At 67.5% G+C, this 23,722-nt stretch carries 27 protein-coding genes; 20 read left to right on the top strand and 7 right to left on the bottom strand.

Going from position 1 to position 23,722, the window contains the following annotated elements:
- The first annotated feature begins 1 nt into the window (after window position 1).
- Together rpsQ and QTH90_RS24345 are read left to right on the top strand one after the other, a co-directional pair.
- The gene (gene rpsQ / locus QTH90_RS24350; protein WP_126837987.1) at window positions 2–271 is read left to right on the top strand and encodes a 30S ribosomal protein S17; all 270 of its coding nucleotides are present in this window, start codon (window positions 2–4) and stop codon (window positions 269–271) included.
- A gap of 68 nt (window positions 272–339) precedes the next feature.
- Entirely contained in the window at window positions 340–846 is a 507-nt protein-coding gene (locus tag QTH90_RS24345; RefSeq protein WP_286667148.1) for a peroxiredoxin, read from the top strand.
- 115 nt (window positions 847–961) lie between these two features.
- Here QTH90_RS24345 and QTH90_RS24340 read toward each other — a convergent pair whose 3' ends face one another.
- Window positions 962–1,543: a GNAT family N-acetyltransferase gene (locus QTH90_RS24340; RefSeq protein ID WP_286667147.1), complete on the bottom strand. Its 582-nt coding sequence runs from the start codon at window positions 1,541–1,543 to the stop codon at window positions 962–964.
- Window positions 1,540–2,253, bottom strand: coding sequence for a cytochrome b/b6 domain-containing protein (locus QTH90_RS24335; protein ID WP_286667146.1), 714 nt, complete (start codon window positions 2,251–2,253; stop codon window positions 1,540–1,542). The genes QTH90_RS24340 and QTH90_RS24335 overlap by 4 nt, the downstream gene beginning before the upstream one ends.
- A gap of 151 nt (window positions 2,254–2,404) precedes the next feature.
- Here QTH90_RS24335 and QTH90_RS24330 point away from each other — a divergent pair, with 151 nt between their 5' ends.
- Window positions 2,405–2,851: a c-type cytochrome gene (locus QTH90_RS24330; protein WP_286667145.1), complete on the top strand. Its 447-nt coding sequence runs from the start codon at window positions 2,405–2,407 to the stop codon at window positions 2,849–2,851.
- A 130-nt stretch (window positions 2,852–2,981) separates the two neighbouring features.
- On the opposite strand, the gene QTH90_RS24325 is transcribed toward QTH90_RS24330, so the two are convergent.
- Complete coding sequence (locus tag QTH90_RS24325; RefSeq protein ID WP_286667144.1) at window positions 2,982–3,482, bottom strand: TlpA disulfide reductase family protein; 501 nt, start codon at window positions 3,480–3,482, stop codon at window positions 2,982–2,984.
- Between the two features lie 100 nt (window positions 3,483–3,582).
- On the opposite strand from QTH90_RS24325, the gene QTH90_RS24320 reads away from it, so the two are divergent.
- From QTH90_RS24320 to QTH90_RS24285, 8 genes are all read left to right on the top strand, one after another.
- Window positions 3,583–4,128, top strand: coding sequence for a hypothetical protein (locus QTH90_RS24320; protein ID WP_286667143.1), 546 nt, complete (start codon window positions 3,583–3,585; stop codon window positions 4,126–4,128).
- A 112-nt stretch (window positions 4,129–4,240) separates the two neighbouring features.
- A complete protein-coding gene (locus tag QTH90_RS24315; protein ID WP_028250934.1) occupies window positions 4,241–4,696 on the top strand; it encodes a PTS sugar transporter subunit IIA in 456 nt (151 codons plus the stop codon).
- The gene (locus QTH90_RS24310) at window positions 4,665–4,934 is read left to right on the top strand and encodes an HPr family phosphocarrier protein (RefSeq protein WP_286667142.1); all 270 of its coding nucleotides are present in this window, start codon (window positions 4,665–4,667) and stop codon (window positions 4,932–4,934) included. Before QTH90_RS24315 ends, QTH90_RS24310 begins: the two co-directional genes overlap by 32 nt.
- Before the next feature lie 143 nt (window positions 4,935–5,077).
- Complete coding sequence (gene ptsP / locus QTH90_RS24305) at window positions 5,078–6,877, top strand: phosphoenolpyruvate--protein phosphotransferase (RefSeq protein ID WP_286667141.1); 1,800 nt, start codon at window positions 5,078–5,080, stop codon at window positions 6,875–6,877.
- Window positions 6,878–6,987: 110 nt separating this feature from the next.
- A complete protein-coding gene (locus QTH90_RS24300) occupies window positions 6,988–7,443 on the top strand; it encodes a Spy/CpxP family protein refolding chaperone (RefSeq protein ID WP_286667140.1) in 456 nt (151 codons plus the stop codon).
- Window positions 7,444–7,947 carry a DUF4260 domain-containing protein gene (locus QTH90_RS24295; RefSeq protein WP_286667139.1) on the top strand — a complete coding sequence of 168 codons (504 nt, stop codon included), beginning with the start codon at window positions 7,444–7,446 and terminating at the stop codon, window positions 7,945–7,947.
- Between the two features lie 139 nt (window positions 7,948–8,086).
- Window positions 8,087–8,776 (top strand): response regulator transcription factor, encoded by a 690-nt coding sequence (locus tag QTH90_RS24290; RefSeq protein WP_286667138.1) that lies wholly within the window; start codon window positions 8,087–8,089, stop codon window positions 8,774–8,776.
- On the top strand, window positions 8,773–10,056 hold the full coding sequence (locus QTH90_RS24285; protein ID WP_286667137.1) for a HAMP domain-containing sensor histidine kinase: 1,284 nt from the start codon (window positions 8,773–8,775) through the stop codon (window positions 10,054–10,056). Before QTH90_RS24290 ends, QTH90_RS24285 begins: the two co-directional genes overlap by 4 nt.
- Here the strand turns inward: QTH90_RS24285 and QTH90_RS24280 are convergent.
- Entirely contained in the window at window positions 10,031–10,987 is a 957-nt protein-coding gene (locus tag QTH90_RS24280) for an AraC-like ligand-binding domain-containing protein (protein WP_286667136.1), read from the bottom strand. The two genes, QTH90_RS24285 and QTH90_RS24280, sit on opposite strands and share 26 nt — an antisense overlap.
- A 185-nt stretch (window positions 10,988–11,172) precedes the next feature.
- On the opposite strand from QTH90_RS24280, the gene QTH90_RS24275 reads away from it, so the two are divergent.
- The 7 genes from QTH90_RS24275 to QTH90_RS24245 all read left to right on the top strand — a co-directional run bounded on the left by QTH90_RS24275 (window position 11,173) and on the right by QTH90_RS24245 (window position 18,253).
- Entirely contained in the window at window positions 11,173–12,366 is a 1,194-nt protein-coding gene (locus QTH90_RS24275) for an amino acid ABC transporter substrate-binding protein (RefSeq protein ID WP_286667135.1), read from the top strand.
- A gap of 1 nt (window position 12,367) precedes the next feature.
- A complete protein-coding gene (locus tag QTH90_RS24270; protein WP_286667134.1) occupies window positions 12,368–13,243 on the top strand; it encodes a branched-chain amino acid ABC transporter permease in 876 nt (291 codons plus the stop codon).
- A complete protein-coding gene (locus tag QTH90_RS24265; RefSeq protein WP_286667133.1) occupies window positions 13,240–14,175 on the top strand; it encodes a branched-chain amino acid ABC transporter permease in 936 nt (311 codons plus the stop codon). The genes QTH90_RS24270 and QTH90_RS24265 overlap by 4 nt, the downstream gene beginning before the upstream one ends.
- The gene (locus QTH90_RS24260; protein ID WP_286667132.1) at window positions 14,168–14,935 is read left to right on the top strand and encodes an ABC transporter ATP-binding protein; all 768 of its coding nucleotides are present in this window, start codon (window positions 14,168–14,170) and stop codon (window positions 14,933–14,935) included. The genes QTH90_RS24265 and QTH90_RS24260 overlap by 8 nt, the downstream gene beginning before the upstream one ends.
- Window positions 14,932–15,642, top strand: coding sequence for an ABC transporter ATP-binding protein (locus tag QTH90_RS24255; protein WP_286667131.1), 711 nt, complete (start codon window positions 14,932–14,934; stop codon window positions 15,640–15,642). The genes QTH90_RS24260 and QTH90_RS24255 overlap by 4 nt, the downstream gene beginning before the upstream one ends.
- Window positions 15,643–15,674: 32 nt before the next feature.
- Window positions 15,675–17,126, top strand: coding sequence for an aldehyde dehydrogenase (locus QTH90_RS24250; RefSeq protein ID WP_286667130.1), 1,452 nt, complete (start codon window positions 15,675–15,677; stop codon window positions 17,124–17,126).
- Window positions 17,127–17,218: 92 nt separating this feature from the next.
- A complete protein-coding gene (locus QTH90_RS24245) occupies window positions 17,219–18,253 on the top strand; it encodes an NADP-dependent oxidoreductase (protein WP_286667129.1) in 1,035 nt (344 codons plus the stop codon).
- A gap of 1 nt (window position 18,254) precedes the next feature.
- Here the strand turns inward: QTH90_RS24245 and QTH90_RS24240 are convergent, their stop codons facing one another.
- Genes QTH90_RS24240 through QTH90_RS24230 form a run of 3 tightly spaced genes read right to left on the bottom strand, consistent with a single transcriptional unit; the run spans window position 18,255 to window position 21,770 of the window.
- The gene (locus QTH90_RS24240; RefSeq protein ID WP_286667128.1) at window positions 18,255–19,103 is read right to left on the bottom strand and encodes a DMT family transporter; all 849 of its coding nucleotides are present in this window, start codon (window positions 19,101–19,103) and stop codon (window positions 18,255–18,257) included.
- 14 nt (window positions 19,104–19,117) lie between these two features.
- Complete coding sequence (locus QTH90_RS24235; RefSeq protein WP_286667127.1) at window positions 19,118–20,245, bottom strand: SLC13 family permease; 1,128 nt, start codon at window positions 20,243–20,245, stop codon at window positions 19,118–19,120.
- Window positions 20,226–21,770: a class I adenylate-forming enzyme family protein gene (locus QTH90_RS24230; protein WP_286667126.1), complete on the bottom strand. Its 1,545-nt coding sequence runs from the start codon at window positions 21,768–21,770 to the stop codon at window positions 20,226–20,228. Before QTH90_RS24230 ends, QTH90_RS24235 begins: the two co-directional genes overlap by 20 nt.
- Window positions 21,771–22,065: 295 nt before the next feature.
- On the opposite strand from QTH90_RS24230, the gene QTH90_RS24225 reads away from it, so the two are divergent.
- Both QTH90_RS24225 and QTH90_RS24220 read left to right on the top strand, forming a co-directional pair.
- Complete coding sequence (locus QTH90_RS24225) at window positions 22,066–22,518, top strand: acyl carrier protein (RefSeq protein WP_353506630.1); 453 nt, start codon at window positions 22,066–22,068, stop codon at window positions 22,516–22,518.
- Window positions 22,515–23,720: a beta-ketoacyl-[acyl-carrier-protein] synthase family protein gene (locus QTH90_RS24220; RefSeq protein WP_286667125.1), complete on the top strand. Its 1,206-nt coding sequence runs from the start codon at window positions 22,515–22,517 to the stop codon at window positions 23,718–23,720. Before QTH90_RS24225 ends, QTH90_RS24220 begins: the two co-directional genes overlap by 4 nt.
- Window positions 23,721–23,722 lie beyond the last annotated feature (2 nt).

Here is a 23,722-nt window from a genome sequence, read left to right as displayed (position 1 = left end):
CATGACGGAAGCTAAAAAATCCCTCAAGCGCACCTTGATCGGCAAGGTGGTCAGCGACAAGCGCGAGAAGACCGTGACCGTGCTGGTCGAGCGTCGTGTGAAGCACGAGCTCTACGGCAAGATCGTGGCCAAGACCAGCAAGTACCACGCCCATGACGAAAAGGGCGAGTACAAGCTGGGCGACACCATCGAGATCACCGAAAGCCGGCCGATTTCGAAGTCGAAGAACTGGGTCGTGACCCGGTTGGTCGAAAAGGCCGTCCTGGTCTGATCGCAGGCGCAACAGCCCCATGAAAAACGGCCCACAATGTGGGCCGTTTTTCTTTTTTGGAGCTATAGATGATCAAAGTTGGCGACACCCTTCCTTCGGCGACCCTGCAGGAGTATTCGGAGGTCGAAGGCGAGGGTTGCAGCATCGGCCCGAACCCGGTCGACGTGACCAAGGCGGCGGCCGGAAAGACCATCGCGCTGTTCGCTCTGCCTGGCGCCTTCACTCCCACCTGCTCCGCCAAGCACGTGCCGGGCTATGTCCAGCACTTCGAGGACTTCAAGGCCGCAGGCGTTGACGAAATCTGGTGCGTCAGCGTCAACGACGCGTTCGTCATGGGCGCCTGGGCGCGCGACCAGAAGACCGGCACCAAGGTCCGCATGCTGGCCGACGGCAGCGGCAACTTCGCGAACGCCACCGGCCTCACCCTCGACCTGACCTCGCGCGGCATGGGCGTGCGCAGCAATCGCTATTCGATGCTCGTGAAGGACGGCAAGGTCGCCACCCTCAACGTCGAAGCCCCCGGCAAGTTCGAAGTCAGCGACGCTGATACCCTGCTCGCCCAAGCCAAGGGCTGATCGGCCGCGCTTCGAATTACAGAAACACCGCGGAACCAGCTTCGCTGGGCCGCTGGTGTTGCCCTCGGCAGGGGGTAGGCGAAGCGACACGAAGTGCGCGCAGCCTGGGGGCGAGTCAAAGCTCTGCTTTGAGGTAGTGCGAGCCCGCAATCGGGTTGTGATAGTAAGGCGGCACGTCCACGAACCCCAGGTCCTCGTACAGCGCCCGCGCCGACTCCATGTCGTCGAGCGTGTCCAGCAGCACGCAGGCATAGCCGGCGCCGCGCGCCGCATCCAGAATGGCCTCGGCCAGCTGGCGCCCGAGCCCCACGCCGCGAAACGCAGGTCGCACATAAAGGCGCTTCATCTCCGCCGCATTCGGATAGTCGGCCGTGTCCAGCGGGCGCAAAGCGCAGCAGCCCGCGACGTACGCCAGGCCCCCCTGCGCCCTTTGCAGGGGCTGCGCATCGACCGGAACGGCCGTGTCACTCACGTTGACCAGCGCCAGGAGCAGCGCCCCCCGCGGCTCCGCATAGTCGCCCGGAAGATGGGCGAGCTCGTCATCGAAATTCTGAAACCCGAGATCGACACCGAGCGAGGCGGCATAGTCGCGAAAGATCGCGCGCGCTGCCTCCAACTCGTGCGGCTCGTCCGGCGTCATCAGCACGATCTCCGGCGTATCTGCCAGCGGCAGTGGGCGTGAAACTGAGTGGCTCATATGCGCAAGGATGCAATCCAGGTCGCGATCCCCGCGCAGGCCGCGAACACCGCAAAGGCGAGCAGGCGCGACGCGACATCGTCTCGGCTCGGCGCCGCGCTGCCGTCCGCGACCAGCTTGTCGCCGGTGATCATCGGGCGCACTAGCCGGTGCCGCTTGACGATGACATAGAACATCACAGCCAGCACGTGCAGGCTGACGAGGGTGATCACGCTCCACTTGCCCACCGTCGTGTGCCAACTGCTGGCAGCGCTGACGACCGAATTCGGGACGAAGCGCGTCAGCGGCCCCGAGGCCGAGACCTCGTCGTCAGCCACCAGGCCAGTGGCGACCTGGAGGATCAGCAGGCCGAGCAATGCGAACACCGACAGTGCCCCCAACGGCGAATGCCCGATGAGGTGATCCGGATGGCCCCGACCCCGCAGGTAGGCCACGACCGAAGTGGGCGCATAAAGGAAGGCGGAAAAACGCGACCATCGCCCGCCCACGAAGCCCCAGACCAGCCGGAACAGCAGCAGCGAGAGCACCGTGTAGCCGAGCCGGAAGTGCCATTCCATGACGCCGCCGAGGCCGGTAGCGATCAGGCCGATCACCGCCGCTGCCAAGACCCAGTGAAAGATTCGCGTCGGCAGGTCCCAGACCCGCGTGCGGGGCGCGCCGGCGTCGCCCAAACCCCGATGGCGGGCGGTGGGCTCGAAAGAGGCGGTCATCGATGGCGGCTTGCGCATGGCTGCAGGTCGTGCAGATTAGCAAACTTCCGGGACGGCGCGGTCTGCGGGTTGTCTCTAGTCGTGAGCGGCGGCAAATCCCTAAACTGAGGAAGCGCCGTACCTCGCGACGCGACCACAAGAAGGAGACACGATGAAACGAGTGATCCTGTTCACCCTGGCCGCCGCGTGCGCTGCCATTTCCGTCCCGGCGGCTGCGCAGTTCGCCAAGACTGAAGACGCCATCAAGTACAGGCAAAGCGCGATGTTCATTCAGGGCCAGCACGTGAGTCGCCTGGGCGCGATGGCCGCCGGCCGGGCGCCTTACGACGCGGCCGTGGCGGTTTCCAACGCCGAAGTGGTGGCCCAGATATCCAGGTTGCCATGGGCCGGCTTCGGCCCCGGTACGGAAGGTGGCAAGGCCAAGCCGGAGATCTGGAAGGAGCAGGCCAAGTTCAAGGAACTCAGCGAGCGGTTGATGGCCGACACCGACAAGCTCCTGGTCGCGGCGAAAGCTGGCAATCTCGATGCGCTGAAGACCGCGATGGGCGCGCTCGGCGAAACCTGCAAGACCTGCCACGACACCTTCAGGAACAAGTGAGGCTCGCCCCCAGGCTTGCCCACTTCGTGTGGCCGCCTACCCCCTGCCGGGGGCAACACCGGCGGCCCGGCAAAGCCGGTTCCGCGGTGTTTCTGGGATTTTGGGGCGCTCGCCCTCGGAAGCGTTGGGCTCAGGCCTCGGCCAACAGCTTTTCTATGAGCTTGTGGAGTTCGGCGAAGTCGGGTTCGCCGACGTAGCGCTTGACGATTTCGCCGCGCTTGTTGACGACGTAGGTGGTGGGGGTGAGCTTCACATCGCCCCAGGCCTGGGCGACGGCGCCCGTGTTGTCGATCGCAACCTTGAACGGCAGCTTGCGCGTTTCGACGAAGTTGACGACGTAGCTCGGCGGGTCGTAGCTCATGGCCACGGCGAGGGTGTCATAACCCTGGCCCTTGTACTTGTCATAGGTCGCGATGACCTTGGGCATCTCGGCGACGCAGGTGACGCAGCTCGTCGCCCAGAAATTGACCAGCGTCACCTTGCCCTTGAGGTCCTCGGTGGATTTCTTGCTGCCGTCGAGCAGCACGAAGGTCGAGGCCGGCGCTGCGGAAACCCCCGTGTTCAGGTACACGACGCCAACGCCGACGGCCAGGGCGAGCGCGGTTGCGGCGGCGTAGATGACTTTTTTCATGGGTGATCGAGGGAGCCCGCCGATTTTAGTTCGCATCGCCTGACGGCGCCCGGACCTCGGCGCGGGGCGGCTCGGCAGGGGTTTGATAATCGAGCTTCCAATGCGCTTTTCCTCCAGTTCCCGCCTCGTAGCCGTCGCCTCGGCTGCTGCTGTCCTTGCGGCGTGCAACCCCACCTTCAACTGGCGCGAAGTCCCGGTCGGGGACGCTGGCGTCATCGTCCTGCTGCCCTGCAAACCCGACCGCGCAACACGCCAGATGCCGCTGGGCACCGAGGCCGTGGCCGTGGACATGGCGGGTTGCAAGGCCGGGGGGGCCACCTTCGCGGTGGCGCATGCTTCTGCCCGCGATGCGGCCCAGGCCGAAAGCTGGATGCGGGCCTGGCGGGCGGCCACGCTCCAGCAGCTTGAGGGCACGCCCGTCGCGGAAACCCCGGCAAGCCTGCCTCGGGCGGCGTCGCCTTCGCCTGCGCCGGTGCGTCTCGATACCCAGGAACCGGCGGGAAGCGGTCACGCGCAGGCGGCCCATGTCCTGTGGTTTGCCCAGCAGCGCCCGGACGGCATGGCCGTCTACCAGGCCACGGTGGTGGGATCGCCGTCAGCGTCCGACGCACTCCAGACGTTCTTTGAAGGATTGCGACTACCGTGAGGCAGGAAACGCGAAACCGCACTCGCCGTCCGTTTGTGGGATGCTGTGTGTTGTCTTATTTCTACATCCGGCGGACGCCCCCGCATAATTGGCGGGACATCCACCGACTCGCATGAACAGCATCTTCATCATCGCCCATTCACCGCTCGCCCAAGCGCTGCGGCAGTGTGCGTTGCATGTCTTTCCGGACAGCGAGCCGTCGATCGTCGCGCTCGACGTCCTGCCCAACGTCTCTCCGGAAGAAACCCTCGCTGCGGCGCGCATCACGCTGGCCCAACTCCAGCGAGCGCCGCGCTCGCAGGTGCTCGTGCTGGCCGACGTCTTCGGCGCCACGCCCTGCAACGTGGCGCAGAAGCTGGTCGACGGCATCCGTTCGCGGCTCGTGGCGGGTGTCAACCTGCCGATGTTGTTGCGCGCGGTGAGTTACCGTAACGAACCGCTCGATACTCTGGTGCAGCGCGCTGTGACCGGTGGTACTGCGGGCGTGATGCAGGTGGCGGTGGCGGCACCGCAGAATCAGGCAAGAAGAAAGCACAGTGATCAAGACATCCGTGACCATCAGCAATAAGCTGGGCCTGCACGCGCGGGCCTCGGCCAAACTCACCAAGCTTGCGGGGAGCTACCCCTGCGAGGTCTGGCTTGCGCGTGGCGACCGCCGCGTGAATGCCAAGAGCATCATGGGCGTGATGATGCTGGCAGCGGGCCTCGGCGTGACGGTGGAAGTCGAAACCAATGGCGAGCGCGAGCAGGAAGCCCTGGATTCGATCGTGGCGCTCATGAACGACAAGTTCGGGGAAGGTGAGTGATGGCTGACCCCCAGGCTTTTTCACTTCGTGTCAACGCCCACCCCCTTTCAGGGGGCAATGCCTGCAGACCGGCGGAGCCGGTTCTGCGGCATTTCACCAACGGTGCTTGCGCTTCGCGCTTGCTCACTTCCTAGGGGCGGGGGATGACCTTTGCGATCCACGGACTGCCTGTCGCCCGTGGCATTGCCATCGGGCGGGCGGTCCTCGTGGTGTCGAGCCGCATCGATGTGGCGCACTACTTCATCAAGCCGGAGCAGACCGAGACGGAGATCGATCGCGTCCGCATGGCTCGCGACGCGGTGGCCGAGGAACTGCAGAAGCTGCAGGCCAGCGTCGCACTGATGGGGCCCAACGACGCTCCCCATGAACTCGCCGCCCTGCTCGAAGTGCACCAGATGCTGTTGCAGGACGAAGTGCTCACGGGCGGCGTCAAGCACTGGATCGTCGAGCGGCTCTACAACGCCGAGTGGGCGCTGACCACGCAACTCGAAGTTGTGGCGCGGCAGTTCGACGAGATGGAGGACGAATACCTGCGCGAGCGCAAGGCCGACCTGGAGCAGGTGGTCGAACGCCTGCTGCATCGCATGAAGGGGACGGCGGCGGTGCTCGCGCCCAACCCGCCGCGGCGCAAGCGTGCCGCGGAGAACGACGACGAGCAAGCCGATCCGACCACGAACGACGCGTTCGACGCACCGCTGGTGCTGATCGCACACGACTTGTCGCCGGCCGACATGCTCCAGTTCAAGAAGAGCGTGTTCGCCGGGTTCGTGACGGATGTCGGCGGGCGCACCTCGCACACCGCGATCGTGGCGCGCAGCATGGACATTCCGGCCGTGGTCGGCGCGCGCAGCGCGAGCCAGCTCGTGCGGCAGGACGACTGGGTCATCATCGACGGCGATTCCGGCGTGATGATCGTCGACCCGTCGCCGATCATCCTGGCCGAGTACGGCTTCAAGCAGCGCCAGGGCGACCTCGAACGCGGGCGGCTGTCGAGGCTGCGCCACAAGCCGGCCGTGACGCTCGACGGCCAGCGCGTCGAGCTGCTCGCCAACATCGAGATGCCCGAGGACTCGATCGGCGCTGTCAAGGCCGGCGCGGTCGGCGTCGGCCTGTTCCGCAGCGAGTTCCTGTTCATGGGCCGCGAGGCGCAGCGCATGACGCGCCTGCCCGATGAGGAAGAGCAGTACCAGGCGTACAAGCGCGCGGTGGAAGGCATGCAGGGCATGCCAGTGACGATCCGCACCATCGACGTCGGCGCCGACAAGCCGCTCGACGGCAAATCGGTTCGCGACGATGCGCACCTGAATCCCGCACTCGGCCTGCGCGCGATCCGCTGGAGCCTCGCCGACCCGGCCATGTTCCTCACGCAACTGCGCGCCATCCTGCGTGCGGCTGCGCACGGCGAGATCCACCTGCTGATTCCCATGCTCGCCCACGTGAGCGAGATCCGCCAGACGCTCTCGCTGGTCGACTTTGCGCGCGCCGAACTCGACAACCGTGGCGTGGTGCACGGCAACGTGAAGGTCGGCGCGATGATCGAGATCCCGGCCGCCGCGCTCACGCTGAAGACCTTCCTCAAGTATTTCGACTTCCTGTCGATCGGCACCAACGACCTGATCCAGTACACGCTGGCCATCGATCGCGCCGATGAGTCGGTGGCGCATCTGTACGACCCGGCGCACCCCGCGGTGCTGCGCCTGGTGGCCGACACCATCGCCGAGTGCCGGCGCCAGGGCAAGGGCGTGAGCGTGTGCGGCGAGATGGCGGGCGACGTCGTGTTCACGCGGCTGCTGCTCGGTCTGGGCCTGCGCAGCTTCTCGATGCATCCCTCGCAGATCCTGGCGGTCAAGCAGGAGGTGCTGCGGGCCGACACGACCAAGCTCGAGGCCTGGGCGCAGGGCGTGCTGGAGGCGGAGGACCCCGCCGCTGCGCTGGTTCGCTAGCCGCAATAAAACGAAACACGCCGAAACCGCCGCGAAAGGACTTCACGGCGGGGTGAACGCACCATCGAGTCTCCCTGATCGATCCCGATCGTTGTTGAAGGAAGACTCTCATGAAACGCTGGTTCAAACGTTCCCTTTTCGGTATCGCGGGCGCGGCGCTGGTCGCCGGCAGCCTCGCGGGCTGTGGTCATCGCCATGGATGGAGCAACGCCTCGGAGCAGGACCGGGCCGAGTTCCGCGCCAGGATGGTCGAGCGCGTGAGCGGCAAGCTCGAACTCGACGTCTCGCAGAAGCAGAAGCTCACGGTGCTCACCGAGAAGCTGCAGGCGCAGCGTGCGGCGCTGCGCGGCGGCGGCGATCCGCGCGCCGAGTTCCGTTCGCTGTTCGCCGGTGCCAAGCTCGACCAGGAGCGCGCGAAGAAGCTGGTCGAGGACAAGACGGCGGCGATACAGGCCGGCAGTCCCGAAGTGATTGCCGCCGCGGCCGACTTCTTTGACAGCCTGAACCCTGCGCAGCAACAGAAAGTGCGGGAGTTCATGGACCGCGGCCGTCGCTGGAGGGGGTAGATGCTCGCCCCCAGGCTGCGCGCACTTCGTGTCGCTTCGCCTACCCCCGACCGGGGGCGGGCCGGCCGCTTGGGAGCGGCCCTGCGCGGCGGCCCCCTGGAAAGGGAGGCTGGCGCGACGGACGGCGCTGCCTCAGGCGGCGTTCGCGCGACGCTGCGCATCGAAGGCGCGGTGGTGCTTGTTGCGGCGGTCGTGGCCTACGCACAGCTCGGTGCCGGCTGGGGCGCCTTCACCATGCTGTTCCTCGTGCCCGATCTGTCCTTTCTCGGCTACCTGGCCGGGCCGCGCGTGGGTGCGGCGGCGTACAACGCGGCGCATTCGTACATCGGACCGGTCGCGATGCTGGTGATCGGCTCGCTCGGAGATTCGCCTGTCGCGATGGCAGCCGGATGGATCTGGTGCGCCCACATCGGCTTCGACCGCGCACTGGGCTACGGCCTAAAGTACGCCACGGGCTTCGCCGACACGCACCTGGGCCGCATCGGCCCGGTCGATCCTTGGTGACGTCCGGAGAGGACCCTCATCCCATCCGCGAGCCGGCGCGGGACCGGCTTCGCCCGCCCGCTGGCGGCGCCCCCGGCAGGGGGTGGGCGGCCACACGAAGTGGGCAAGCCTGGGGGCGAGCAAAACACGAGAATGATTCATGCCGAGAATCCTCCTGATCGACGATGACGAGCACCTGGGCGCGCCGCTCGCGAGCTACTTCGCGCGCTTCGATTGCGTGCTCGACAGCGCCACCAGCCCGAGCGATGGCCTCGCCAAGCTCCGCGCCGCAAACTACGACGCCGCCATCCTCGACGTGATGCTCCCGGAGATGGACGGCTTCGCGCTGTGCCGCGAGATCCGCAAGGAAAGCGACATTCCCATCGTCATGCTGACCGCCCGCGGCGATGTGACGGACCGCGTGGTCGGCCTCGAACTCGGCGCCGACGACTACCTGCCCAAGCCCTTCGAGCCACGCGAGCTGGTCGCGCGCGTGCAGACCATCCTGCGGCGCCAGCGCGCCGTGCCCGCGTCCGCACCGGTGCAGCGCCGCGTGTTCGAAGGACTGTCGATCGACCTCGACAAGCGCGAGGTGCTGCGACAGGGCGAGCGCGTCGACCTGACAAGCACCGAGTTCGAGCTGCTGGCCCTGCTCGCGGACCAGCCCGGCAAGGTCTGGAGCCGCGACGACATCCTCAACCGTCTTCGCGGCCACGAGGCCGAGCTCTACACGCGCGCCGTCGACATCGTGGTGAGCCGCCTGCGCAAGAAGCTGGAGCCCCTGGACTGCATCAAGACGCTGCGCAACGCCGGCTACACACTGGCCGTCGGCCGGGGCGGGCCGGCGTGAGGGCGGGACGCAGCCATCGCTGGCGTCACCGCTGGCGCCATTCCTTGCGCGTGCGCCTGATCATCGTGTTCGTGCTGCTCGCGCTGGCGATGACGGCGGTGTTCCTCGGCGGCATGCAGCGCGCCTTCTCCACGGGCTGGCGCGACGCGGCCCGACCGGTGGTCGCCGACTACATGGATCGCATCGTGGCCGAACTCGGCACGCCGCCCGACGTGGCCCGCGCCCAGGCACTGGTGACACGGCTGCCGATCTCCATCCGCATCGAAGGCCCGAGCGTCAACTGGGACTCCCATCCCGACCGCCGTGCCCACGGCTTCGGCCCGCGCGGCGACTGGCTCAGCCGCACCACCGCCGATGGGCACCGCGTGAGCTTCGGCGTCGGCACCTTGCCCTGGCAGCGCGAGCCGCAGGGCATCGGCTGGATCACGCTCGCCTTGCTGCTGGTGCTGATCTTGCTGGCCTATGCCTACGTCCGCCGGCTGCTGCGGCCGCTCGACGACATCCGCGCCGGTGCCGAACGCTTCGGCCGCGGGGCTTTCGACGTGCCGATCCCACTGCGCCGCCGCGACGAGTTGGGCGATCTGGCGCAGCGCATCAACACGATGGCGCGCGACATCCAGGGCATGCTCGACGCCAAGCGCGCGCTGTTGCTGGCGCTGAGCCACGAACTGCGCTCGCCGCTCACCCGCGCACGCCTCAATGCCGAGTTGCTGCCGGCGACACCCGAGAGCGAGACCGAGCGCGCCGCGCTCCTGCGCGATCTGGCGGAAATGCGCGACCTGATCAGCGACCTGCTCGAAAGCGAGCGGCTCGCCAGCCCGCATGCGGCGCTGCACCGCGAGCCTGTCGATCTGGCAGCGCTCATTCGCGAGGCTGTGAACGAGCATCCCGACGGTCAACGCGTCACACCGGATTTCGCGGCGGACTTGCCGACGCTGGCGCTGGACCGCGCGCGCATCCGCCTTCTCGTGCGCAACCTCCTCGACAACGCGCTGCGCCACGGCGCCGAGGCTTCGGAGCCGCCGCGCATCGCATTGCGAAGGGCAGGGCAGGGCGTCGAAGTGGAGGTGCGCGATTTCGGCCCGGGCGTCGATGCCGCACAACTGGAGCGGCTGACCGAACCCTTCTACCGCACCGACAGCGCCCGCCAGCGTGCCACCGGCGGCGTCGGCCTGGGCATGTACCTCTGCCGGCTGGTTGCCGAGGCGCATGGCGGCACGTTCACCGTGCGCAACGCCAACCCGGGCCTCGCCGTCAACGTCGTGCTGCCTGCCGCCTGAAATCGCTCGGGCTGCCGCCCGTGTGCTCGCGGAACACGCGGCTGAAGTGGGAGAGATTGCTGAAGCCCGAGGACATGGCGATGTCGGTGATCGGACGCGTGGCGTTCGCCGGGTCCTGCAGGTCGCGGATGCTGCACGCCAGTCGCTGGTGAAGGATGTAGCCGGTCAGCGTGTCGTCGTCGCCCGCAAAGGCGTTGTGCAGATGGCGCTTGCTGCAACGCAGAGCCTGGGCAATGCCTTCGATCGAGAGCGCGGGGTCGCGCAGGTGCTGCGCCACGTGCTGCCGGATGCGGTCCTTGAGCGCCTCGCGCTGGGTGCGCGGCGTGTCCTGCCCGGCCAGTTCCATCAGCGAGAGCCGCACCAGCTGGATGATGAGATCGCCCGCGCCGCGTGCCGCCGCCTCGCTCATGTAGGGCAGCTCCAGGTAGGTGTTGCGCATGGTTTCCAGCGCCACGCGCGAGATGCCGCTGCCGCCGCCGACACGGCGCGCCACCAGGTCGCCCAGCGGAAGTCCGGGCGCGGCGACCTGCTCTTTCGGCAGCATCACGATCAGGTGATCGCTGCGCTCGGGGTTCGCGACCGTGTAGTCGGCCGTGGTGTCGTAGAGCGTCCAGCCGCCGGCACGCACGGCAGCCTCGCGGCCGCGCTGCGCCACTTCCGCCGAACCCTGCCAGGGCGCGACGATCTTCAGATAGGCCGCCTCGCTGCTGCGCGCCATCTGCGGCGTGCGCAACACGCGGTGCCGATTGGCTTCGAGGCGCGTGAGGATCACGTCTCCCGCATGCGAAGCCGCGAGATGCCCGTCGAAATCGCGGTCGCCGTACAAGTCCGACTCGAGCCCGCCGAAGTGGCGCCACACCCACTCGCGCCAGACCGGCGCTCGCTCGCGCGGAGGGACGCCGTCGGTCGACAGGAGCAGGGACGCGGTCATGGTTTGGTTCGTTGACAAGCTGCGCCTATTTTCCGGTGCACGGCTTGCGGTGAGGCTTGCGGGTTAACCACTAGCGGCGTGCACGCTGCGACAACTGCTTTGTGCGCAGCGGGCACAGCGGCGGCGGGCCAATCTTCCTACGATGCCGGGACCGGACGCACCTCGACGCCCGGAAAGGAGACCGTATGTTTCGCCACGCCAATCGCCGCCGCTGGATCCAGGGAACTGCCACCGCGCTCGGCGCCGCCGCCGTTGCACCGCGCCTCTTCGCACAGGGTGCGCCCGTGCGCGTCGGCTACGCCATTGCCCGCACCGGCCCATGGGCCGCGGGCGCGCAGGTCAGCCAGGAGCCCAACTACCTTCTCTGGGCCGAGCAGGTCAATGCCGCAGGCGGGCTCTCGGTCAAGGGCGCGAAGCGGCCCATCGAGCTCATCGGCTACGACGACCGCAGCGAAACCGAAACCTGCGTCCGCACCTTCGAGAAGCTCATGGGCAGCGACAAGGTCGACCTCATCCTGCCGCCCTGGGGCTCGGGCGCGAACTTCGCGGTGGCGCCGCTCGCCAACCGCTTCGGCTATCCGCTGCTGGCGCCCACTGCGCTCTCGCGCAAGCTGATCGACATGCACCTGCCGTACTTCTTCTCGCTGCTGCAGCAGCCCGACAAGATGATGGGCGCGCTGGTCGACTTGATGGTGGCAAACAACGTGAAGACCATCGCCATCGTCTACATGGACGACCTCTTCGGCCTGGAGAACTTTGCGGCGCTCAACAACGCACTCAAGAAGACCAGCATCCAGGTGGTGGACCGCAAGAGCTACCCGCTGGGCGTGAAGGACCTGGCCCCCGTGCTGCGCACGATGAAGGACCTGAACCCCGACGCCTTCATCGGGATCACCTACCCGCCGGACACCATCCTCGCCAGCCGCCAGGCGCGCGAAGTGGGCTTCAATCCGAAGTACTTCTATGCCTCGGTGGGCACCGCCTTCCAGCTCTACAAGAACGTGATGGCGGGCAACGCCGAGGGCGTCATCGGCATGGGCTCCTGGAACGCCAACACCAGCCCCGAGGCCAAGGCCTACTTCGAAGCCCACAGCAAGAAGTTCGGCAAGGAGCCGGATCGCTGGGCCAGCGGTCATGCGTGGGCGGGGCTCGAAATCCTCCAGCAGTCGGTGGGCAAGGTCGGGCTCGACCGCAAGGCGCTGCGCGACCACATCGCCAAGAGCGAGTTCAAGACCATCCTGGGCCCGATCCGCTTCGACGGCAGCGAGAACGCCTCGATCCCGGGAACCGTGGCCCAGTGGCAGAACGGCGAATTCGAGGTGGTCTGGCCCAAGGACCGCGCCACCGCGCAACTGAAGCCGAAGCCGGCCTGGAAATAGCGTGTCGCTGAGTGGATGGGCCGAGCTGCTGGCCGGCGGATTGATCACGGGCGGCATCTATGCGCTTGTGGCGATCGGATTGAACCTGCAGTACGGCCTGATGCGCATCATGAACATCTCGCACGGCGAGTTCCTGATGCTCGGCGCCTTCCTGACCTGGTGGGCGCACGCGACATGGGGCATCTCGCCGCTGGTGTTCCTGCCGGTGGCCTTCGCGGTGCTGATGCTGATCGGCATCGCCGTGCACTGGCTGTGCTTCCGGCAAGTCGCCGCGAGGGCTCCCAACGTGGAAGTGTTCGAGGCGCGCAGCCTCATGGTCGGCTTCGGCCTGATGTTCTTCGTGCAGAACACGGCGCTGCTGATCTGGGGCGGCGACCTGCGCGGCTACGAGTACCTGGCGGAGCCGGTGCAGGTGGCCGACATGCGCTTCACGGCCAACAAGCTGGTGCTGTTCGGCATCGCGCTGGCGCTCAGCGTCGCGCTCATCGCATTGCTCAAGCTCACGCTGCTCGGCAAGGCCGTGCGGGCGCTGATGCAGTCGCCCATCGGCGCGCAGCTCGTCGGCATCAACACCAAGCGGCTGCATCCGCTGATGTTCGGCATCGGCCTGGGCCTGTCAGGCGTGGCGGGTGCGCTGCTGTCGATGACCTACGAGATCTCGCCCTCGATGGGCGAGCCCTACACCGTGACGGCGCTCATCGTCATCACGCTCGGCGGCTTCGGCAGCATCGCGGGCAGCCTGGTCGGCGGATTGTTGCTGGGCGTGGTCGAAGCGCTGGGCATGTACTTCACGAGCCCCTCGCTCAAGATGCTGCTGTCGTATGCCGTGTTCATCGGCGTGCTGATCTGGCGGCCCAACGGATTGTTCTCGCGATGAAGGCATCTCTGGCCAACAGGCCCTGGCTGGCGCTGGGCATCGGGCTGGCGCTCGCCGCCGCAGTGCCCTGGATCGCCTCCGATTTCGTGGCGTCGGTGGCCTTGAGCTGCCTCATGTACATCGCACTCGCGACGAGCTGGTCGCTGTTCTGCGGCGCGACGCGCTACCTGTCTCTCGCGACCTCGGCCTTCTTCGGCCTCGGCGCGTATTCGAGCGCGACCTTGCTGGAGGTGCTGCCCTGGCCGCTCGTGATCCTGAGCGGCGCTGCCGTGGCAAGCGTGGTGGCCGTGGTCATGGGCGCGGCCGTGCTGCACTTGCGCGGCACCTACTTCGCGGTGCTGACCTTCGGCATGACGGAGCTGATCCGCCATGCCGTGACCTTCGTCGAGAAGCAGGTCTCGGGCACCGTGGGCCGCGTGCTCGCGGTGGTGCCGTCGAACGAGACGGTCTACCTGACGGTGCTTGCCATCGCGGGCGCGGCCATCGCCACCGCCATCGCGGTGAAGCGAAGCCGCTTCGGCCTTGCGCTCGCCGGCATCGGCGCCGACGAGCAGCGCGCGCAGACGCTGGGCGTCGATACGCGGCGCTACAAGATCGCCGGCTTCGCGCTCACGGCCGCCTTTGCCGGTGCCGTCGGCGCGGCGATGGCGGTGCGCTGGACCTACATCGAGCCTGCAGCCGTGTTCAGCCCCTTCATCGGCTTCCAGACGGTGCTGATCGCGCTGATCGGCGGCGCGGCGAGCATCGGCGGCCCGGTCGTCGCGGCGATCGTGTTCAGCCTGCTGGCGGAGACGTTGCGGCTGCAGCTGCCTTACGGCTACATGATGGTGCTCGGGCTGCTGCTGATCCTGTGCGTGATGTACCTGCCCAATGGGCTGGCGTCGTTGTGGCAGCGCAAGGCCGCCGCACTGCGGGGGAACGGCCATGACTGAAGCGCAGATGATGGCCGCGATTCCCCTGCTCGAAGCCCGCGATCTCACGGTGCGCTTCGGAGGACTGACCGCCGTGGATGCCGTCAGCGTGCGCCTGCATGCCGGCGAGCTGGTCGGCATCATCGGCCCCAACGGAGCGGGCAAGACCACCTTCTTCAACGCCATCTCCGGCGTCATCCCGCCGACCTCCGGCAAGCTGATGGTGCAGGGCGCGGTCGACCTCACGGGCCGCGGTCCGCATCACTACGCGGCGCATGGCGTCGCACGCACCTTCCAGACCCCGCGCGTGATGGCCGACATGACGCTCACCGACAACGTGCGCTTCGGCATGCAGTTCGCGGGGCGCCATCGCACGCCGATCGCCGGCCTGCGCAGCGAGGGCGACATCCTCGACATGCTCGGGCTTTCCGCGCTGGCCGACCGCAACGCGGCGGACGTGACGCCCTCGCAGCAGCGCCTGCTGGAGATCGGCATGGCCCTCGGCACACGGCCGCGCGTGCTGCTGCTCGACGAAGTCGCCGCCGGCCTGACCGAAGCGGAGGTCGACGCGATGGCGCGCCGCATCCGCAGCCTGCGCAACGACCATGGACTGACGGTGGTGTGGATCGAGCATGCGGTGACGACGCTGCTCAAGTATGTGGAGCGTGTGCTGGTGCTGCACCAGGGCCGCAAGATTGCCGACGGCACACCCGCCGATGTGGTGCGCAACGCCGAGGTGGTCGAGGCCTACCTGGGCGATGAGATGGAGGGCGCCGAATGAGTCCCAGCGAACTGAAGGTTCGCGGCCTGGCTGCGGGCTATCACGGCTTTCAGGTGCTGCAGGGGCTGGACCTCGATGTCCTGCCAGGCATCACCGTCGTGCTGGGGCCGAACGGCGCCGGCAAGACCACGCTGCTGAAGTCCCTCGCGGGATTGCTGCCGCGCGCAGGCGAAGCCGTGCTCGACGGCGTGGCGCTGCCGTCGGGCGAGGCCACGGCTTGCGTGCGCCAGGGGCTGGCGCTGGTCGCCGAGGGGCGGCAGCTCTTCCCGCAGATGACGGTCACCGAGAACCTGGAGCTGGGCGCGTGGCTCTCGACGCCGCGCCTGCGCAAGGAACGCATGGCCCGCGCCTTCGAGGACTTTCCGCGCCTCAAGGAGCGCGCCACCCAGCTTGCCGGGACGATGAGCGGCGGCGAGCAGCAGATGGTGGCCGTCGCCCGCGCCATGATGAGCGGGCCGCGCCTGCTGATGCTCGACGAGCCCTCGCTCGGCCTCGCCCCCCGCATGGTCGATGAACTGCTTGCCATCGTCCGCCGCATCGCGGCCCAGGGCGTGACCGTGCTGATGGTCGAGCAGAACGTGCGCAAGGCGCTGCAGGCCGCTGATCGCGGCTACGTGCTGGAGCGCGGAAAGATCGTCGCTTCGGGCGACGCGCAAGACCTTCTGCATTCCGACGTGATCCGCCAAGCCTATCTGGGCGCCGCCTAGCTATCCATTCCCTTCCTTCGAGGACCATTCGCATGACCACCATTTCCATGCTCATCAACGGCGAGCGGCGTCAGGCCGCGGACGGCGCCAGCTTCGAGCGGCGCAATCCGCTTGACGGCGAAGTCGCCACACGAGCACCTGCCGCATCGCCGGCAGATGCCATCGCAGCCGTCGAAGCCGCGCACGCCGCTTTCGCGGCATGGTCGCAGACCGGCCCCGGCGAACGCCGCGCGCTGCTCTTGAAGGCCGCGCATGCGCTCGAAGCCCGCACCGGAGCCTTCGTGCAAGCCATGGCGCGCGAGACGGGCGCCTCGGCGATGTGGGCCGGCTTCAATGTCCATCTGGCCGCCGGCATCCTCACCGAAGCCGCAGCGCTGACGACGCAGATCAGCGGCGAGGTCATTCCGTCCGATGTGCCCGGCAGTCTTGCAATGGGCGTGCGGCAGGCGGCCGGCGTGGTGGTCGGCATCGCACCGTGGAACGCGCCGGTGATCCTCGCCACCCGCGCCATCGCGACGCCGCTGGCCTGCGGCAACACGGTGGTGCTCAAGGGATCGGAACTCTGCCCCGAGACGCATGCGCTCATCGTCGACGCCATGAACGAGGCCGGCCTGCCGCCCGGCGTGGTGAACTTCGTCACCAACGCGCCGGCCGATGCGGGTGCCGTGGTCGAGGCCATGGTGGCGCATCCGGCAGTGCGCCGCGTCAACTTCACGGGTTCCACGCGGGTGGGCCGGATCATCGCGCAGACCTGTGCCAGATACCTCAAGCCCGTCGTGCTCGAACTCGGCGGCAAGGCGCCGCTGGTCGTGCTGGATGATGCCGATGTCGATGCCGCGGTGAATGCCGCCGCCTTTGGCGCTTTCGCCAACTCGGGACAGATCTGCATGTCGACCGAGCGCATCGTGGTCGATGCGACCGTCGCCGACGAGTTCGTCGCCAAGTTCGCAGCCAAGGCCAGGAGCCTGCCCGTCGGCGACCCGCGCGAAGGACCGGTGGTGCTCGGCTCGGTGGTCGATGCGAGCACGGTCACGCGCTGCAACGCGCTCATCGACGACGCGCTCGCCAAGGGTGCCAAGCTGGTGTGCGGCGGCCGCGCCGAGAACACGCTGATGCCGGCGACCGTACTCGACCACGTCACGCCCGAGATGCTGATCTACCGCGAGGAATCCTTCGGGCCGGTGAAGGCGGTGGTGCGTGTCGACGGCGTGGAGCAGGCCGTCGCGACGGCCAACGACAACGAGTTCGGCCTTTCCTCCGCGGTGTTCGGGCGCGACGTCGCGCGGGCCTGGAACGTCGCGCGCCGCATCGAGGCCGGTATCTGTCACGTCAATGGCCCCACGGTGCACGACGAGGCGCAGATGCCCTTCGGCGGCGTGAAGGCGTCAGGCTACGGCCGCTTCGGCGGAAAGGCCGGCGTGGAGGCTTTCACCGAACTGCGGTGGATCACCGTGCAGACCACGCCGCGGCATTACCCCTTCTGAGGACGGGCTGCTTGTCGCCTTCGCTACCGGCCCGCGAGGAGGCCGGGGCTACGATGCGGCTGCCCCAGACAGCCCCTCCAGGAGACACGAGCATGAGCAGCACCCTCACCAATCATCAAGTCCGCCTTGCCAAGCGCCCCGAAGGCATGGCCACGCGCGACAACTGGCAGTTCACCACCGAACCGGCGGGCGAGCCGGCCGAGGGCGGGGTTCTCGTCAAGACGCTGTCGCTGTCGCTCGACCCCGCCATGCGTGGCTGGATGAACGAGGGCAAGAGCTACATCCCGCCCGTCGAGATCGGTGCCGTCATGCGCGCCGGCGGCGTGGGTCGCGTCGCGGCCTCGCGCAACCCGGCGTTCGCCGTCGGCGACATCGTCTACGGCACGCTCGGCGTGCAGGAGTACGCGCTGGTCCCGCAAGAAGAAATCAAGCGCAGCGGGCTCACGAAGATCGACCTGAATGTCGGGTCGATCACGCAATGGCTCAACGTGCTGGGCATGCCCGGCATGACCGGCTACTTCGGCCTGATGGACATCGGCCAGCCCCAGCCCGGCGAGACGGTGCTGGTCTCCGGCGCTGCCGGCGCGGTCGGCCAGACGGTCGGCCAACTCGCGAAGATCAAGGGTTGCCGCGCAGTCGGCATTGCCGGCGGGCAGGCCAAGTGCGAGTGGGTGGTGAAGGAACTGGGCTTCGACGCCTGCATCGACTACAAGGCCGGGCCCGCCGCCGTGCGCGAGGGCCTGAAGACACATTGCCCGAAGGGCGTGGACATCTACTTCGACAACGTCGGCGGCGAGATTCTCGATGCGGCGCTGGCCAAGCTCGCGCGCGGCGCGCGCATCATCATCTGCGGCGCCATCAGCCAGTACAACAACACGACGCCGGTGCAGGGCCCGAAGAACTACCTGAGCCTGCTGGTGAACCGGGCGCGCATGCAGGGCATGGTGGTGTTCGACTACGCCGACCGCTACCACCTGGCCGTGGCCGAGATGTCGGGCTATCTCAAGGAGGGCCGGATGAAGAGCCGCGAGGATGTGGTCGAGGGCATCGACAACTTCCCCGAGACGCTGACGAAGCTCTTCACGGGAGAGAACTTCGGCAAGCTGGTGCTCAAGGTCGCGGACTGAGCTATGCCTTGGCCCGCGTGCCCATCACCGCGGCCGAGATGATGAGGACGGCCGCGAGCGCGATGGTCCAGCTCAGCGGCCGCTGCGTCACGATCAGCAGCAGCGCCGTCGATGCCAGCGGCGTGATGTAGCTCAGGATGCCGATCTGCCGTGCGTCGCCGCGTTTGAGCGCCACGTCCCAGAAGAAGAAGGCCGCGCCCAGCGGGCCGAGTCCGCACAGTGTCACGAGCAGCCAGTCGCGCGACGAGAGCGCGGCCGAAGGCTCCAGCAGCACATGGCACAGCAGCGAGAGCACACCCGAGACCAGGCCGAACAGCCCGATCGCCGTGGTGGGGAAGGCCGGCACGCGCTGCGTCCATAGCGAGTAGCTGGCCCAGATGAAGGCCGAGCCCAGCGCGGGCACGAATCCCCAGTAGCTGCCACCGGCACTTGTCGAGGCACCGCTGCGCGCGCCGAGGATCGCGATGGCCGCGCCCGCAAAGCCCAGCAATGCCGCCACGACATGCAGCGGGCGCAGCGACACGCCCGGTAGCAGCACCGGCGCCAGCACCACCATGAACAAGGGCCACAGGTAGTTGACGAGATTGGCCTCGACCGGCGGCGCGTTCCGCAGCGCGATGAACAGCAGGAAGTGAAAGCCGAACAACCCATAGACGCCCAGCGCCAGCGTGCGCGCCGGCACGGCCCAGGCTCGGCGGTTGCGAAGAACCAGCGGCCAGCTCATGGCGCTGCCGATGACCAGCGCGAGCCCGGTCAGCAGGAAGGGCGGCAGATGCGAGAGCGAAGTGCCCAGCGAGGCGAGCGTGGCCCACAGTGCAATGGCGGCGAGGGCGTTCAGCGTGGAAGTCATGGGGCGCGCGCGTGTCAGCCCAGGCGCAGCAACAGCGCCGACGCGCCGCACACCAGCAGGAACGGAATGCTGATGCGATGGAACTCGCGCAGCCCGTTCGGCAGTTTCGCGAGGCGCAGCGCGATCAGGTTGGCGAGCGAGCCCAGCACGCAGCCGAAGCCCCCCACGCTCACACCCGCCGCCAGGGCCGGCAGGTCATGCACGAAGCCATCGAGCAGGATGGTCGCCGGCACGTTGCTGATGAATTGCGACGTGACGATGGCTGCCAGATACGCGCGCCAGCCTTCGCCGATCGGCAGTTGCCTCAGCAGCGTGGCCACGGCGGGAAGCTCCGCCAGTTGCCGAAGGTCCACGAACATCAGCGCGATGATTGCGAGCAGGGCCCAGTCCACGCCGAGCAGAACGCGCGGGCGCAGCAGCAGAAAGGCGCCGAACACGCCCGCCAGCCCGGCGAGCAGCCAGCGCTGGTCGAGCGCAATGACGAAGGCAACGAAGAGCACACCCGACAAGGCCAGCAGGCGCGGCTCCCGCACCGTGGCTTCGGTCGACGGCTTGAGCGTGATCGGCGCGCGCGGCACCAGGAAGCGGATCGCGGCGAAGAGCCAGAACAGCATCACGGCCACGGTCGGCGCCATCATGGCCATGAAGCCGACGAAGCTCTCGCCCGAGCGGTGCCAGAGGAAGAGGTTCTGCGGATTGCCGATCGGCGTCAGCGCCGAACCCGCATTCACGGCCAGGGCCTCGATGACCACCAGGCGCGCCAGCGGCAGATGCGCTTGCGTCGCCAGCACGCGCGTGAGCGGAACCAGCAGGAACAGGCTCACGTCGTTGGTCACCAGCGCCGACAAAACGGCGGCACCGGCTGCGAGCAGGAAGACCAGGTTGCGCAACTCGGTCGTGCGCGACAGCAGCCGCGCCGCGGCGGCCTGCAGCATGCCGCTGCGCTCGACGCCCTGCGTGATCGCCAGCAGGCCGGCCAGTGCGCCGACAGTCTGCCAGTCCACGAGCCGGATGTAGTCCATCGGCGCGCGCGGGCGCACCACCGCGAACACGACGGCCGCGGCCAGCAGCACCCACAGCAGGCCGTTGCCGCCGCCATGCTCGGCGTCGGACGGGGGGGCGTCAGCGCGCGTCGAGTTCACGCAGTTCGCGCTTGAGCACCTTGCCGATCGCGCTGCGCGGCAGTTCGTCGATGAACTGCAGGCGCGCAAGGCGCTGCGTCTTGCCCAGTTGGTTGTTGGTCCATTGCAGGATCGCCTCAGCCGTCGTGTCGTCGCCGTCGCGCCGCACCACGAAGGCCACGGGCGTTTCGCCCCATTGTTCCGAAGGAACGCCGATCACCGCGGCTTCGGCCACCGATGCATGGCCACGCAGCACCGTTTCGAGGTCGCTCGGATAGATATTGAATCCGCCGCTGATGATCATGTCCTTCTTGCGATCGAACAGCGTGAGAAAGCCGTCGTCATCGAAGCGGCCGACGTCGCCGGTGCGGATGAAGCGCTTGCCTGCCGGGTCGAACCACTCGGCCTCGCGCGTCTTGCCCGGCTGGCCGTGGTAGCCGACCATCATGCCGGCCGAGTGGCCCACGACTTCACCGGCCTCGCCGCGTGCGACTTCCTTGCCCGCTTCGTCGATCAGCCGGATGTCGCTGCCTTCGGCCGGGCGGCCGACGGTATGCAGCTTGTCCGGATGGAGGTGCGCTTCGAGGATGCAGGTGCCTCCGCCTTCGGTCATGCCGTAGAACTCGATCAGGCCGCCGGGCCAGCGCGCGAGCACATCGGCCTTCAAGGCCGCGTTGAAGGGCGCACTGGTGCTGAACTTGAAGCGGAAGCTCGACAGGTCGTGCGCGTCGAAATCAGGGCGTGCCATCAGCCGCTGGTACTGCACCGGCACCAGCATCGTGTGGGTCACGCGTTGGCGCGCCGCCAGCTTCAGGTAGCCGGTAGCGTCGAACTTGGGCATCAGCACGACGCAACCACCGAACGCGATGGTCGGGAAGAACACGACCAGCGTGGTGTTGGAGTAGAGCGGCGTCGACAGCAGCGTGACCGTCTCCGGGCCGTACTCGTACTTCGCGCCGCGCTTGACGTGCGCCCACCGCATGCCGTGGCCCTGCACGATGCCCTTGGGCTCGCCGGTCGTGCCCGACGAATAGATGATGTTGAAGGGCCACGCGGGTTGCGGCTCGACCGCGGCGGGCCGGGCGCCGGTCGGCGCGAGCCAGGCTTCGACATTGCGCCCGGCCGCAGAGCCGTCGAGGGCAACGCGCGGGATGGCGCCCTCCGCCGCCGGCCCGATGACTTCGGCAGCCGCGGCATCGACGAAGAGCACGCGCGCCCCGGCGTCCGCAATCATCCGCGCGAGGCTGGCCGGCGTGGAGCCGGGCGCCAGCGGCGCAACCGCGATGCCCGCGCGCAGCGCACCGAGGAACACCGCCGCGTAGTTCACGCTCGACGCGGCGCAGATCGCGATCGCATCGCCGGCTGCGAGCCCGTCGCGCTGCAGGGAGGCGGCGACGCGGTCCATGAGCGCGTCCAACTCGCCGTAGCTCAGTTCGTGCGTGGCGTCGGCCAGGGCGGGCTTCGCCGGGCGCTGCTGTGCATGGATGCGGATCAGGTCGGCAATCACGCCGAAGTCGCGGTCGATGGCCGCCTCGAAGGAAGTCATGGCTGTGGGCTCGGAAAAAGAGGGTGAAGCGTCGGTGGGCGATGCGCCCGCGCTAGGTTAGCCGATGCGATGCCGCCTGCATGTCGCCGCCTTGCTTGCCGCGTTGCGCAGAGCCTGGCGAGTCTTCGTGGCCGGCCAACTGAATATCTTGCTTTGCGACTTCGGCGAAATTTCCATAGGAATTATCCGATTTGATTGCAGGGCAGGGATTTTTATTGTGCTTTGCGGAATATTTCTTGTTAGCTAGAAGACTGTTCTTGTTTGCCTCTCAATTGCATCTGAGCCGCGAGGAACTATGGTTCAATGCTTTTCCTCTCGACAGAGTCAAACCAAATTGCGCTTATTGCATATGTCACTGTGCAATAAGCGCGACGTGAATGGGTGTGCCATTGCGTGCGACTCGGTGTTGCGTTCGGTGGGTGTCGCGAATCATATTGCAGGGATCAAAAAAATGACTGATACAAGTCGTGAGTCAATTGAGCGGAGGGTTGTCGAGCTATTCGTCGAAACGACGAAGCTCGACGTGGCGCAATTTCAGCCCGAATTGCTGCTCGCCGATACGGGTATTGATTCGCTCGGCCTGGTCGAACTCATCTTCGCGATAGAGGACGAGTACGACATTTCCATTCCATTCAATGCCAATGACCAGGGCCGGCCAACTGCCGCCTTCGAGTCGGTGGGGCAGTTGCTGGACCACGTGGTCGGGCTCGTGCAGGCCAAGCAGACTGATTCGGCCGTCGTCGCATGAGCCGGGTCGTCGTGACCGGCCGCGGCGTGCTGTCGGCCATCGGCCGCGGTGTGCCTGCCTTCTCGGAAGCCCTGCGCGCGGGTGTGCAGGGCATCGTTCCGGTCGAGGGCCTGCCGGTCAAGGTGGCGGCCCCGGTGGCCGGCTTCGACTCCTCGATGGAATTCGCTTCGAACGAACTCGCGTTTCTCGACCGATCGGCGCAGTTTGCGCTGCTGAGCGCGCGTGAGGCGGTGGCTGAAAGCGGTCTGGACGTCTCCTCCGGCCTCGGGCCGCGCGTGGCGGTGATCGTGGGCGCGGCCTCCGGCAACATCTGCAGCCTCGAGGAGTCCTACCGGTCCAGTCTGGTGGATGGGCGCCGGCGGCTGCCGCCGTTCACCGTGCCGAAGATCATGGCCAATTCGCCGGCCAGCCATATCAGCATGGCCTTCGGCGTGACCGGTCCCGCTTTCGTCGTCTCGACGGCTTGCGCGTCTTCTGCCTATGCCGTCGGGCTCGGCCTGCAGATGATCCGGTCGGGGGCCGTGGACGTCGCCATCGTCGGTGGCGCCGAAGCGAGCCTGGTCGACGGCAACCTCAAAGGATGGGAATCGCTGCGCGTCCTGGCGCCCGACACCTGCCGTCCGTTCTCGAAGGATCGCCGCGGGCTGGTGCTGGGCGAGGGTGCTGCCATGCTGGTCATCGAGTCGCTGGCGCACGCGCGCCAGCGCAACGCGCCTGTCTTCGGCGAGATCCGCGGCTACGCGTTGACCTCCGATGCGCATCACATCCTGAGCCCCTCGATCGATGGCCAGGCCGATGCCATCCGACACTGCCTGCGCGATGCAGAGATGGACGCCGACGAACTCGTCTACATCAACGCCCACGGCACCGCCACAGCGGCCAACGACGTCGCCGAGACGCGTGCGCTGCGGCAGGCTCTGGGCGCGGCGGTGGACCGGCTGCAGGTGTCTTCCACCAAGTCGATGCACGGCCACACCTTGGGCGCGGCTGGCGCCATCGAGTTGCTGGCCACGCTGGTCGGCCTGCAGGAGCGCTTTGCACCGCCGACCTTGAACTTCGTCGAGGCCGATCCGGAGTGCGACTTGAACTGCGTGCCCAACGAGGCCCAGGCGCTGGGCAGGGGTCTGTGTGCGCTGAGCAATTCCTTCGCCTTCGGCGGACACAACGCCGTCCTGGCGGTCGCATCGGCCGCGGCCGTCTGACC

It is taken from the genome of Variovorax flavidus (assembly GCF_030317145.1).
GTDB classification, from domain to species: domain Bacteria; phylum Pseudomonadota; class Gammaproteobacteria; order Burkholderiales; family Burkholderiaceae_C; genus Variovorax; species Variovorax flavidus.
Note: the sequence above shows the minus strand (reverse complement) of the source record. Positions and strands in the feature narration are given on the sequence as shown.